General features: G+C 72.9%; 9 protein-coding genes and 3 tRNA genes. 8 read left to right on the top strand and 4 right to left on the bottom strand.

Annotation, left to right across the window (positions count from 1 at the left end):
• The first annotated feature begins 322 nt into the window (after nt 1-322).
• From AB0M97_RS22565 to AB0M97_RS22530, 8 genes are all read left to right on the top strand, one after another.
• Nucleotides 323-640 carry an Lsr2 family protein gene (locus AB0M97_RS22565; RefSeq protein WP_365962736.1) on the top strand — a complete coding sequence of 106 codons (318 nt, stop codon included), beginning with the start codon at nt 323-325 and terminating at the stop codon, nt 638-640.
• 125 nt (nt 641-765) lie between these two features.
• A tRNA-Gly gene (locus AB0M97_RS22560) sits at nt 766-837 on the top strand.
• A gap of 77 nt (nt 838-914) precedes the next feature.
• Nucleotides 915-987, top strand: a tRNA-Gly gene (locus AB0M97_RS22555).
• A 170-nt stretch (nt 988-1,157) separates the two neighbouring features.
• A complete protein-coding gene (locus AB0M97_RS22550) occupies nt 1,158-2,114 on the top strand; it encodes an ABC transporter ATP-binding protein (RefSeq protein WP_365962735.1) in 957 nt (318 codons plus the stop codon).
• Between the two features lie 139 nt (nt 2,115-2,253).
• The gene (locus AB0M97_RS22545; protein ID WP_365962777.1) at nt 2,254-2,997 is read left to right on the top strand and encodes an ABC transporter permease; all 744 of its coding nucleotides are present in this window, start codon (nt 2,254-2,256) and stop codon (nt 2,995-2,997) included.
• Between the two features lie 31 nt (nt 2,998-3,028).
• Complete coding sequence (locus AB0M97_RS22540) at nt 3,029-4,405, top strand: histidine kinase (protein WP_365962734.1); 1,377 nt, start codon at nt 3,029-3,031, stop codon at nt 4,403-4,405.
• Complete coding sequence (locus AB0M97_RS22535; RefSeq protein WP_365962733.1) at nt 4,402-5,037, top strand: response regulator transcription factor; 636 nt, start codon at nt 4,402-4,404, stop codon at nt 5,035-5,037. Before AB0M97_RS22540 ends, AB0M97_RS22535 begins: the two co-directional genes overlap by 4 nt.
• 23 nt (nt 5,038-5,060) lie before the next feature.
• Nucleotides 5,061-5,136, top strand: a tRNA-Gly gene (locus AB0M97_RS22530).
• 73 nt (nt 5,137-5,209) lie between these two features.
• On the opposite strand, the gene AB0M97_RS22525 is transcribed toward AB0M97_RS22530, so the two are convergent.
• The 4 genes from AB0M97_RS22525 to purD all read right to left on the bottom strand — a co-directional run bounded on the left by AB0M97_RS22525 (nt 5,210) and on the right by purD (nt 11,696).
• Nucleotides 5,210-6,109 (bottom strand): phosphoribosylaminoimidazolesuccinocarboxamide synthase, encoded by a 900-nt coding sequence (locus tag AB0M97_RS22525; protein ID WP_365962732.1) that lies wholly within the window; start codon nt 6,107-6,109, stop codon nt 5,210-5,212.
• Nucleotides 6,110-6,242: 133 nt separating this feature from the next.
• Complete coding sequence (locus tag AB0M97_RS22520) at nt 6,243-7,769, bottom strand: N,N-dimethylformamidase beta subunit family domain-containing protein (RefSeq protein WP_365962731.1); 1,527 nt, start codon at nt 7,767-7,769, stop codon at nt 6,243-6,245.
• A 296-nt stretch (nt 7,770-8,065) separates the two neighbouring features.
• Entirely contained in the window at nt 8,066-10,084 is a 2,019-nt protein-coding gene (locus tag AB0M97_RS22515) for a hypothetical protein (RefSeq protein WP_365962776.1), read from the bottom strand.
• 334 nt (nt 10,085-10,418) lie between these two features.
• Nucleotides 10,419-11,696 (bottom strand): phosphoribosylamine--glycine ligase, encoded by a 1,278-nt coding sequence (gene purD, locus AB0M97_RS22510; protein WP_365962730.1) that lies wholly within the window; start codon nt 11,694-11,696, stop codon nt 10,419-10,421.
• Nucleotides 11,697-12,214: the final 518 nt, after the last annotated feature.

Raw genomic sequence — 12,214 nt, 5'->3', positions numbered from 1 at the left:
CTGAGCAGGTTCCTTCAGACTACCCGCACAAAATTTCTACGCGGGTAGAGTTGTAGGAATCTACGTGACCGCCGTCACGATCAGGTCTCGACCAGGGGCCTTCACGAAAAGTTACGGGAAAGATCCGCGATCGGAGCGTGTTCCCTATTGCGCAACGGACACGCGGGGAGATTTAGTCGGGCTTCACAATGCAATGCCGGGCACTGTACAAATGAAATGCCATTGGCCGATACTTTGCCCATTAACAGGCGAACAGCCGACATCTCCGTGACGTCTCGGCACGTCACAACGGATGAGGTGTCGCACGAAGGGACCGATATTCGTGGCGCAAAAGGTCGTGGTCACTCTCTTTGACGACATCGACGGCTCGGAAGCGGCGGAGACGATCGCCTTCGGACTCGACGGCAAGTCGTACGAGATCGACCTGAATGAAGCCAACGCCGAGAAACTGCGTCGGGCCCTCGAGCCCTACGTGGCGGCCGGCCGCAAGCGGTCCAGGTCGGGCAGGGCCTACCGGCAGACGGAGGTCGCGCCGGACCCGGCGGCCGTACGGGCCTGGGCCCAGGCCAACAAGATGGACGTGCCGGCACGCGGCCGGATCCCGAAGAAGGTGTACGAGGCCTTCGCCGCCGCGCAGTGAACCCCGGGCCGACGGCCGGTCACACGCCCCCGGCGGCAACCGACTTGCGCAGCACCCCCGCTGATCAGCTAGAGTCTGGAGCACGCCGAGGGGCAAGGCCGAAAGGCCCAGCTCACTCAGGGCGCGCGGGTGTAGTTCAGTAGTAGAACATCCCCCTTCCAGGGGGAAGGCGCAGTGTGCAATTCCTGTCACCCGCTCTGCACCGCCACCACCACTGTTGTGGATCAGGTAGGCTGGTGCTCGCGCCGATCGGTGAGAGCCGGTCGGAGGCAATGCGGACGTAGCTCAGTTGGTAGAGCGCAACCTTGCCAAGGTTGAGGTCGCGAGTTCGAACCTCGTCGTCCGCTCGGCAATGAGACCCCGGTCCTGAGGGACCGGGGTCTTTTCGTGCGCCCGCACTTCTTTGTTCCGCCGTTCGCCGTTCCGCCGACCGGCCCCGGTGGTGTCTGACATTTGTCATGCCGAGTGATGACAGCGCGCACTGCTGCCCGGCCTCCGGTGCCGGAACGCTGGAGGCATGGAAGCGAACGGACACGAACACGTGATTGAGGTCACAGACCTGCGGCGTGTGTACGGGGGCGGGTTCGAGGCGGTGCGTGGCATCACCTTCTCCGTGCGCCGCGGGGAGGTCTTCGCGCTGCTCGGCACCAACGGCGCGGGCAAGACGTCGACCGTCGAACTGCTCGAAGGGCTCGCCGTCCCGGCCGGCGGACGGGTGCGCGTCCTCGGCCACGACCCGTACACCGACCGGGCCGCCGTCCGGCCCCGGACCGGCGTGATGCTCCAGGAAGGCGGCTTCCCGTCCGAGCTGACCGTCGCCGAGACCGCGCGGATGTGGGCCGGGTGCGTGAGCGGGGCGCGGCCCGTGCCGGAGGCGCTGGCGCTGGTCGGGCTCGAGAACAAGTCCGGCGTCCGCGTGAAGCAGCTGTCCGGCGGTGAGCGGCGGCGCCTCGACCTGGCGCTCGCCCTGCTCGGCAGGCCCGAGGTGCTGTTCCTGGACGAGCCGACGACCGGCCTCGACGTCGAAGGGCGCCGCGACACCTGGGAGCTGGTGGGCGCGCTGCGCGACGGCGGTACGACGGTGCTGCTGACCACGCACTACCTGGAGGAGGCCGAGCAACTGGCCGACCGGCTGGCGATCCTGCACGAGGGGCGCATCGCGGTGACCGGCACACCCGCCGAGGTGACGGCCGCGCAGCCGTCCCGGATCACCTTCGAACTGCCCGAGGGCCACCTCCTCGGCGACCTGCCGCCGCTCGGCGAGATCGGCGTGTGCGGGCACGAGACCGACGGGCGGCTGGTACGGCTGCGCACCCGGCAACTCCAGCGCACGGCCACCGCGCTGCTGGTGTGGGCCGAGCGCACCGGGATCGAACTGGGCAGGCTGGACGTGCGGTCCGCGTCGCTGGAGGAGGCGTTCCTGGGGATCGCACGGGCGGCGTCCGCCGACGAGGCGCGGGGGTGTGTGGCGTGAGCGGGGTCGTGGTCGGTCGAGAGGTGCGGGCGGTGGCGTCCGCCTCGGGCGTGCGGGGGTGTGTGGCGTGAGCAAGGTCGTGGTCGGTCGAGAGGTGCGGGGCGTGGGGAGCGCGGTGGGGACGACGGCGGGTGGGCGGATGGCGGCGCTGGCGCGGGCCGAGCTGACGTTGCTGGGGCGCAGCCGGGGGACGCTGTTCGCGGCGCTGTTCGTGCCCTTCGTCCTGCCCTTCAGCCTGCGGTCGGCGACCGAGGAGATGGACCTCGCGGAGATCGGCCTGTCCGTCGGCACGGTGATGCTGCCCGCCGCGGTCGGCTTCTCCCTGCTGTTCGCCGTCTACGGGGCGCTCGTCGGCATCTTCGTCGCCCGGCGCGAGGAACTCGTCCTGAAGCGGCTGCGCACCGGGGAGGTGCGGGACGCCGAGATCCTCGCCGGGGCCGCACTGCCCGCCTGCACCATCGGCCTCGTCCAGTCCCTGCTGCTGGCGGCCGCCTGCACGGTCCTGCTGGACCTGCCCGCGCCGCCCGCGCCGCATCTCGCCGTCGCCGGGCTGCTGCTGGGCCTCGTCCTGTCGGCGGCGCTGGCCGCGCTCACCGCGAGCTTCACCAGGACCAGCGAGAGCGCGCAGGTCACGCCGATGCCGCTGATGCTGGTGTCCATCCTCGGCTCCGGCATGGGCATCCCGCTGGAGATGCTGCCCGACCGGGTGGCCGCCGTCTGCGGGGCGCTGCCGCTGACGCCCGTCATCACCCTGATCCGCGGCGGCTGGACCGGCGACCTGTCCGCCTACGAGGCACTGGGTGCCGTCGCGACGGCCCTGGCCTGGACGGTCGTGGCGGTGTTTGCTGTACGGCGGTGGTTCCGCTGGGAGCCGCGACGGTGACGTACGACGAGGTGCCCGGGGAGGGCTGACGATGCGCGGGCCGGGCACGTGGTGGCGGGGCAAGAGCACGCCGGCGAAGGTCGAGACGTACACGCGGTGGTCCTTCCACTTCTTCGCGCTGATCGAGGTCACGCTGTTCGGGCCGCCGATCCTCGAGCACGCGCGGATGCCGTACGCGGCCTGGATCGCGGCGCTGCTCGCCGGGCACGGTCTGCTGTGCGCGGTGACCGGCTCGCGGGCGCTCGACTGGCACCGGGGCCGCCGCGAGCAGCCCCTGCGGCTGATGTGGGTGGTCGCAGCGGCCGGCACGGCGCTCGCGGTCGGTGCCCTCGCCCTCGCCGATCACGTCCCCGGCGACGGGGCCACCGACACCGCGCTGACCTCGGCGTTCGCCGGTGTCCTGGTCTTCGGCGTCGGCGCGATCTCGCTCGGCGTACGCAGTCGGCGGCGCGTCCTGGCGCTGGTGGGCGGGTGCGGGGCGGGCGCCGCGGGCGTGGTCCTCGCGCTGCACGGGTCCGTCGCCGGCGCGCTGGCCGCCGGGCTCGGCGTCCTCGCGGGCACCGCGTTCTTCGCCTTCACCTCCGTCTTCTCCGTCTGGCTCCTCAACGCCGTCTACGCGCTCGACGAGGCCCGCGAGACCCGGGCCCGCCTCGCCGTCGCCGAGGAACGGCTGCGGTTCGGGCGGGACCTGCACGACGTGATGGGGCGCAACCTCGCCGTGATCGCCCTCAAGAGCGAGCTTGCCGTCCAGCTCGCCCAGCGGGGGCGGCCCGAGGCCGTGCCGCAGATGGTGGAGGTGCAGCGCCTGGCGCGGGAGGCGCAGCGGGAGGTGCGGGAGGTCGTCCGCGGCTACCGCGACGCCGACCTCGGCAGCGAACTCGCCGGTGCCCGGGGTGTGTTGACCGCGGCCGGCATCGACTGCACGGTCACTGGAGCGGCCGGCGGACTCCCCGCCCCCGTCCAGTCGGCCCTGGGCTGGGTCGTCAGGGAGGCCGCGACGAACGTCCTGCGCCACGGGGACGCCCGGCACTGCGAAGTGCGGCTGGAGGTGACCGGGGGGCGCGTGGTGCTGTCGGTGGAGAACGACGGGGTGCCGGTGGAGAGGAAAGGCGCGGGCGAGGGCGGGGGGCCTGGGCAGGCCGGCGAGTCCGGTGGGTCTGGCGGGTCCGGGCTTCATGGGCTGCGGGAGCGGCTCGCCCAGTTCGACGGGACGCTGCGGGCGGGGCCGACGGGGCGGGGGAGGTTCCGGCTGGTGGCGGAGGTGCCGGTGCCGGGAGACGCCGGGGGTTTTGCCGAGGAGGCTGAGCCCGCCGGGGCTGATGCGGTGCACGGGGAGCATGCGGGAGACGGGCCCGCGCGGGTCGGGCGGGGCGGCTCTCCGCGGCCCGTGAGCGAGGTCACGTCATGACGGGGCAAGCGGGGCAGTCGGGGCGGCCGGTGCGGTTGTTGCTCGCCGACGACGAGCATCTGATCCGGGGCGCGCTCGCGGCCCTGCTGTCGCTGGAGGACGACCTGATGGTGGTGGCGGAGGCGGCGACGGGACCCGAGGCGCTGGCCATGGCACGGGCGCACGACCCCGACGTCGCCGTACTGGATCTCCAGATGCCCGGCGCGGACGGTGTGAAGGTCGCCACATCGCTGCGGGCCGAACTGCCGGACTGCCGGGTGCTGATCGTGACCAGCCACGGCCGGCCCGGACATTTGAAGCGGGCGCTCGCGGCAGGTGTGCGCGGGTTCGTCCCGAAGACGGTCAGCGCGCAGCGGCTCGCCGAGATCATCCGTACCGTGCATGCCGGAAACCGGTACGTCGACCCCGAGTTGGCGGCCGACGCGATCGCCGCCGGTGACTCGCCGCTGACCGCGCGGGAGGCGGAGGTGCTGGAGCTGGCCGCGGACGGGGCGCCCGTCGCGGAGATCGCGGAGCGCGCCGCGCTGTCGCAGGGGACCGTGCGGAACTACCTGTCGTCTGCGGCGTCGAAGCTGGGGGCGGAGAACCGTCATACGGCGGTGCGTCTCGCACGGGAGCGAGGTTGGGTATAGTTGCTCTCGCGCAACGGCGCACTGCGGACGTAGCTCAGTTGGTAGAGCGCAACCTTGCCAAGGTTGAGGTCGCGAGTTCGAACCTCGTCGTCCGCTCCAGTCACAAGGCCCCGGTCATCGACCGGGGCCTTTGTCGTACGCGAGGGGGCCGGGCCTGTCTTCCGTCGAGCGGTCAGCTCCAGGCGGTGCCCGTCAGACGCTCGTACGCCTCCACGTACTTGGCCCGGGTCGCGTCCACGACCTGCTGCGGCAGCGGCGGCGGGGGCTGCTCGCCCGCCCGGTCCCAGCCGGACTCGGCGGAGGTGAGCCAGTCGCGGACGAACTGCTTGTCGTACGACGGCTGCGCCCGCCCCGGCTGCCACTGGTCGGCCGGCCAGAAACGGGAGGAGTCCGGGGTGAGGACCTCGTCCGCGAGGACCAGGGAGTCGTTCTCGAGGCCGAACTCGAATTTCGTGTCCGCGAGGACGATGCCCCGGTCGCGGGCGATGTCGCGGGCGCGGGAGTAGACGGCGAGAGTGGCCTGGCGCAGCTGCGCGGCCGTCTCGGCGCCGACCTGGCGGGCGACCTCCTCGTAGGAGACGTTCTCGTCGTGCTCGCCGACCTCGGCCTTGGTGGCCGGGGTGAAGATCGGGGCGGGCAGCTGCGAACCGTCGACGAGCCCCTCGGGGAGGGCGAGGCCGCAGACGGTGCGGGACTCCTGGTACTCGGCGAGGCCCGAGCCGGTGAGGTAGCCGCGGGCGACGCACTCCACGGGGAGCATCCGCAGCGACTTGCAGACGAGGGTGCGCCCGGCCCAGTCGGCGGGGGCGCCGGCGGGCAGCTCGGTGCTCAGGACGTGGTTCGGGACGAGGTCCGCGAGCTGGTCGAACCACCACAGGGAGAGCTGGGTGAGGACCCGTCCCTTGTCGGGGATCTCGGTGGGCAGCACCCAGTCGTAGGCGGAGATGCGGTCGCTCGCGACCATCACGAGGTCGCCCGCCTCGTTCTGGTACAGGTCGCGCACCTTGCCGGTGTGCAGGTGTACCAGCCCCGGAACCTGACTCGGTTCGGGCTTTTCGGCGAATCCGGACACGGTTCCTCCCCGTGGTTCTGTACGACTCTCCCCGATTCTTCCGTATGGCGAAGTGGGGGGCGTCGCCAGGGGCGCCATCGGTGACGTGGAGAGGGCTCGGGCCCTCCGGGAGGCCGGTCCCCGGGGCGCGTGGTCAGTCTCTCTTGCAGATGCGGTCCAGCAGGTTGGCCGTCGCGCGCTGGACGCGCGGGTCGACGTGGCCGGGGCGGTCCAGGGCCGGGGACCAGGCGAAGGTGCCGGACGCGAAGACCCACGCGCCCGACGGGGCCCGGTAGATGGACGTCTCCTGGTGCCGGGGGGCGCCGTCCGCGTCGGTGTACGGGGAGTGCGCGAGCAGGGTCCGCTCCTCGTACGCGGGCAGCGGCGTGCGCGGGAAGTAGCGGTCGGCCTCACCGGCGACCAGGCCCTCGATCTCGTCGCCGTCGCGGGCGCCGGTCGCCTCCCACAGCCAGTGGCCGTCGTTGCGGACGATCAGCGGGTGGGGCTCGGGGACGCTGCCCGCGTACTGGATGCCGATCAGTTGCTGCTCGGGGCGGTCGATCTCCCGCCACAGCACCGGCTTGCCGGGGCCCTTGCGCTTGCGGCAGGTCAGCAGGCGGTCCGGGACGCCGGACGGCGATGGGCTCAGCTCCACCTGCCAGTGCATGGTGTTGGCGGAGAGGAAGACCAGGGACGTGCCGTGGTCGCGGGCGCGTTCCGCGGCGGCGCGCATCGGGACCGACCAGTACTCGTCGTGGCCGGGGAAGATCAGGCCGCGGTACCGGGTGGGATCGACGTGGCCGGCGTGCAGGTCACGGGCGTCGGCGTAGGCGAGGTCGTAGCCGTAGCGCTCGGCCCAGCGGATCACGTCGTAGGAGTGGCCGACGTGCAGCGGCAGGCCCCAGCCCGCGTACGGGCGGTCGAAGGAGACCGTCGTCGCCGCGTCGGCCTCGCCGAGCAGTCGGCCCTCGTCGTCCCAGGCGTGGTAGAGGCTGGCGCCGGTGCGGCCGTCCTCCGGGTAGAGGTTGTACGCCTGCCAGGTGATGTCCGGGAGGATCAGCAGCAGGTCCGCCGGGCGGTCGTCGCGGACGGTGAACGGCACGTGGGAGCGGTAGCCGCCGACGGTGGTGAGCACGGCGACGTACGCGCCGGGGTTCCAGTACGACGGGACCTGCAGCCGCCAGGACAGCCACCAGTGGTGGCAGGAGACCGTGCGGTCGGCGGTGAGCGGTTCGGGCTGCACGATGCCGGACAGGCGGGGGCTCGTGGTGATCTTCGCGGCGCCGTCGCCGCCGTAGTGGCCGATGCGGTAGACGTCGACGCCGAATTCCTGGGGCGGGTCGACCGTGACGTGGAAGTCGATCGCCTCGCCGGGCGCCACCGCGCCGGTCGCCGTGAAGCCCTTGATCTGGCGGCGTACGTCGTCCGCCGAGCGCGGGCCGCCGACGGGCCGCGGGGACGGGACGCTCGCGGTGCCGCCCCGGGTGGTCCGTGTCCGGCCGGTGGGTGCCGACGGGTCCGGCTCCACTTCCGGCTCCACGTACCAGGGGACCACCTGGCCGCTTTCGCCGAAGTACGTCTCGGCGCCGCGCAGCCAGGGGACGGGGCCCTGCCCGAAGGGATCCGTCACGGCGTGCGCCCGTGCTCCCGACTCCCAGCGGCGGATCTGGTCCGACCCCATGGCCTTCCCCTCCCTCGTCCCCCGCGGTCGCGCTTGTCGTGGTGGTCGCCCCGGTTGTCGCGCGGTGCGGCCAGTGTCGCGGCCAGTGCGTCGCCTTGTGTCATGCCCTGGTGTCACGGCGTTACGTTGCCGGCGATTGCCTTGCGCGCGATCGGTCCCAGCACATCACATTACGCACGGACGCTGTCACTACTCGTTGCGGATTGACCGAAAGTGGAATCGGAGGGTCCGGGCGGGAGGGGAAAGCAGGGTGCGGGTGGTGCGGAGAGGGGTGCCGGTGGCGTCTGGGCACCTGGTCACACGAGCCGTACCGGCTTCTCCGGGCGGATGCCGAGGTCCGTCAGCCAGGCGCGCAGGGGCGTCGGGTCGCCCTGCTCGACGAGACTGAGGACGCGGGGGCCCAGGTCGGTGGCGCGTTCGCCGTTGACCAGGAGCGAGGGGCCGTCGAGCCAGTCCAGGCCCGGGGTCGCACCGGCGGTGTCCATCGCGGCGCAGCACACCATCGCCGTGATGTGGTCCGCCAGCAGTTCGCGGCCGGTGCGGGGCGGCTGGAGGGGGAACAGCGGGAGTGCCTGGTCGTCCCAGAGCGCGGTGTCCGGACCTGTCTGGCCGGCCGGGGGCGCGCCGGTTGGTGGGGCGGTCCGGGCGGCGGCGGCCTCCTCGCGGGCGACCTCGGCGCTGAGACAGGCGGCGAGGGCGGCGCTGCGCGGGGTGGTCCCGGAGAGGTCTTCGTCGTCCTCGTCGTCTCCCTGGGGGTGGTCGAGGTGTGCGGAGGGGTTCGCGGGCGCCGAGGGATCGTGGGGCTCGCGCTCGTCGGACTCCGGTGGCCCTGTCGGGTCCGTCAGGTGGTCGAGGACACGGGACAGGGTCGGGCCGTCCGTGCCCGGTGTGCGCGCGTCATCGCCGCGGCGGACGCCCAGGGCGTCGAGGGCGCGGTGCAGGCGGGCGGCGTCGGTGCGCCACTTGCGGTCCACGACCTCCTCCGGATACGCCTCCCAGTCCACCGGGGCCCAGTCCGGGCCGCGCTCGGCGGGACCCCCGTGGAAGAGGCGGGCGGCGAGGAGAGAGGTCGCCTCGTCGATCAGGCCGGGCTCCTCCAGCAGGTCGCAGGCGGGGCGCTCGCCGAGCCGGGAGGCGAAGCCCTCGGCCAGGCGATCGCGCCGGGACAGCTCGGTGAGGGCCGCGACGACGCCCGCGTCCAGCCGTGAGGGCCAGCGGCCCATCCGCCAGGCGGGCAGCGCGACCCGGGTCAGCAGGCGGTCCCAGCCGGCGTAGGCCAGGCCCACCTGTTCCTGCGCGACGATCCGCAGCCCGTAATCCACAGCCTGTGCACGCTCGGCCGCCGCCGCGGCGACCCCGCGCTCCATCTCGGCGGCGTGCACGCGGCAACTGCGCAACAGCAGGCGGGCCACCCAGCCGACACCGGCCAGCACCGAGCGGGTCACCGGGCCGCGGCCGGGTGCCGAGGTCACGGCGACCGCGGCGTCCAGGCCTCTGACGAAACGCCGGGCGGCCGCTATGTCGGGGTGCGCCGACGGTCCCGTACCGGCGACGACCGGGGCGAGGACCGCGCGCAGCTCGCCGACCCGCATCCACCACAGGAACGGGGAGCCGATGACCAGGACGGGCGCGGTGCTGGTGCGGCGGTGGGCGCCGATGCCGGGGCTCGTGCCGTCGTGGTCGGCGTGACCGTGGTGGCCGTGGTGGCCGTGGTGGTCGCTGTGCTCGCGGTCGTCGTGACCGGCCGGGGTGTGACCGGGGTGGCCGTCGGGCCCGGCATGGGCGTCGGCCCTGCCGTGGGCGTCGGTCCCGGCCCGCGTGCCGGGTCTGTCGTGCGCGCCGGTTCTGTCGTGCGCGTCGGGGGACGGGCCCGGTACTGCGGCGCGTGCGGGGGTGGGGGTGGGCGGACCGTGGGCCGGGTGGGTGCGGTCCTCGAGCCAGCTGTCGCAGTCCGGGGTGAGCGCTATCGCGGACGGCGCGGGGACGTCGAGACGGGCGGCGAGGTCACGCACCATCCGGTACAGATCGGGCGCCGACTCCTCGGCGATCGGGACCGTCGGGCTCATGGCCGGGCGGGAACGGGCGACGACCAGGGCGATACCGGCCGCGGCGAGCAGGACCAGGACCGCGACCGGGGTCACGGTCCAGCGGGCGGCGTCCCAGCCGGCGCCCGTGAGATGCCCGGTCGAACCTCCGACGAGCAGGATCACGGCGGCAGCCGCGGGCAGCAGGGCGACAGCCAGTGCCCTGCTGCGCATGCGCAGCACGGCGATCGCCCGGGAGCGCGCGGCCTGCGCGCCCACCTCCACACCCATACCGGTCACGCCGGATCTCAACCCCTCCCTGATGCCCTTGGTGCTCTCCTGCTCGGTGCCGTTCTCGTGGTGGTCACTCCCCCACTGTGGCACCCACCACTGACATCGCAATGCCGGTGGGCCATGTGCCGGAAAGCTTGCGCCGCACCCTAGTTGGGGCCCCGGCCCTCGTCAGCCGGATGGGGCATCGGTCACTCGATGGAATGGCTTTGGGGAAAGGTGGATGACGGTCAGCAAGGATCAGGCCCCGGATCCTGAGAGGGGGTCCGGGGCCTGCGGGGTTCGTCGGTTTCCGGCCGGAGCAGCGGGCCGGGCCGGGGAGGCGCTCAGGTACTCAGGCGCCCGCGGTTCCTGTGGCGCCCGCGGCTGCCGCCGCCTTCGCCGCGATGTCCGTACGGTGCTGGGAGCCGTCCAGCCGGATGCGGCCCACCGCCCGGTACGCGCGCTCACGGGCCTCGGTGAGGTCCTTGCCGGTCGCGGTGACGGACAGCACGCGGCCACCGGCGCTGACGACGGCGTCGCCGTCCTGCCGGGTACCGGCGTGCAGCACGTACGCGTGCGGGGCGTCCTGGGCGGCCACCTCGTCCAGGCCGGTGATCGGGTCGCCGGTGCGCGGGGTGCCGGGGTAGTTGTGCGAGGCGACGACCACGGTGACGGCGGCGTCCTCGCTCCAGCGCAGCGGCTCGAGGTCGGCGAGGTTGCCGGTCGCGGCGGCCATCAGGAGACCGGCGAGCGGCGTCTTCAGACGGGCCAGGACCACCTGGGTCTCGGGGTCGCCGAAGCGGGCGTTGAACTCGATGACGCGCACACCGCGCGAGGTGATCGCGAGGCCGGCGTAGAGCAGCCCGGAGAACGGGGTGCCGCGGCGGCGCATCTCGTCCACCGTGGGCTGCAGCACCGTCTGCATGACCTCGTCGACCAGCTTCGGGTCGGCCCACGGCAGCGGCGAGTACGCGCCCATGCCGCCGGTGTTCGGGCCCTCGTCGCCGTCCAGCGCGCGCTTGAAGTCCTGGGCGGGCTGGAGCGGGACGACGGTCTCGCCGTCGGTGACCGCGAAGAGGGAGACCTCGGGGCCGTCGAGGAACTCCTCGATCACGACGCGCCCGCAGGCCGCCGCGTGCTCCTTGGCCGCCTCGATGTCGCCGGTGACGACGACGCCCTTGCCGGCGGCGAGCCCGTCGTCCTTGACGACGTACGGAGCACCGAAGGCGTCGAGGGCGGTGGCGGCCTCGTCCGGATTCGTGCAGACGTAGGAGCGGGCGGTGGGGACACCGGCCGCCGCCATGACGTCCTTGGCGAAGGCCTTGGAGCCCTCCAGCTGCGCGGCCTCCTTGGAGGGGCCGAAGACCGGGATGCCCGCCTCGCGCACCGCATCGGCGACCCCGGCGACGAGCGGGGCCTCCGGGCCCACGACCACCAGCTGGGCACCCAGCCGGGTGGCCAGGCCTGCTACGGCCGCGCCGTCGAGGGCGTCGACCTGGTGCAGCTCGGCGACCTCGGCGATGCCGGCGTTGCCGGGGGCGCAGTGCAGCGCCGTGACGTCGGGGTCGAGGGACAGGGAGCGGCACAGGGCGTGTTCGCGGGCACCGCTGCCGATGACGAGGACCTTCACGGGGGTCAGCCTAATCCAGGGTGTAGGCGGCTTGGTCCGGTGCTCGCAAGAGGCTGAGTGAGCCGTCGACAACAGGCAGCGGAACGCCTTCGGCCCTCACGGTCCTGGAGACCCGCTCTGAGACTGGCGCCGCTGTCCGCCGGTGGTTCCGTGGCGGTGACGTGGGTGCCGGGCAACGCCTGTGGTCAGCCTGGCCCAAGAGGCCTCCCGTTAGAGCGGCGGGGCCCGGCGCCTCCGCCACCGGCACGGAACACGCCGCCACCCGCGCTTCGCGGTGATGACGCGGGTGCCGGGCTGATGCCTCCGTTTCTCCAGGCCCTTCGAGGCCTCTGTCAAGAGCGGCACAGCCCGGCACCTCCGTGATCACCGTGAAACTCGCAGCGATCGGCCGGACGTTGACCGTCACGGCGCGAGCCCGTCCCAGGGTCGACCTCTTGTTCCATCCGCGAGCCCTCGAGCTCTGCAGACAGATCGAGCCCCTGGGGCGCGCTGGTGTCGCGAACGGCTACTGAGATGGC

It is taken from the genome of Streptomyces sp. NPDC051207 (assembly GCF_040682395.1).
Taxonomy (GTDB): domain Bacteria; phylum Actinomycetota; class Actinomycetes; order Streptomycetales; family Streptomycetaceae; genus Streptomyces.
The sequence above is the reverse complement of the archived record's forward strand: the minus strand, read 5'-3'. Positions and strand labels throughout refer to the sequence as shown.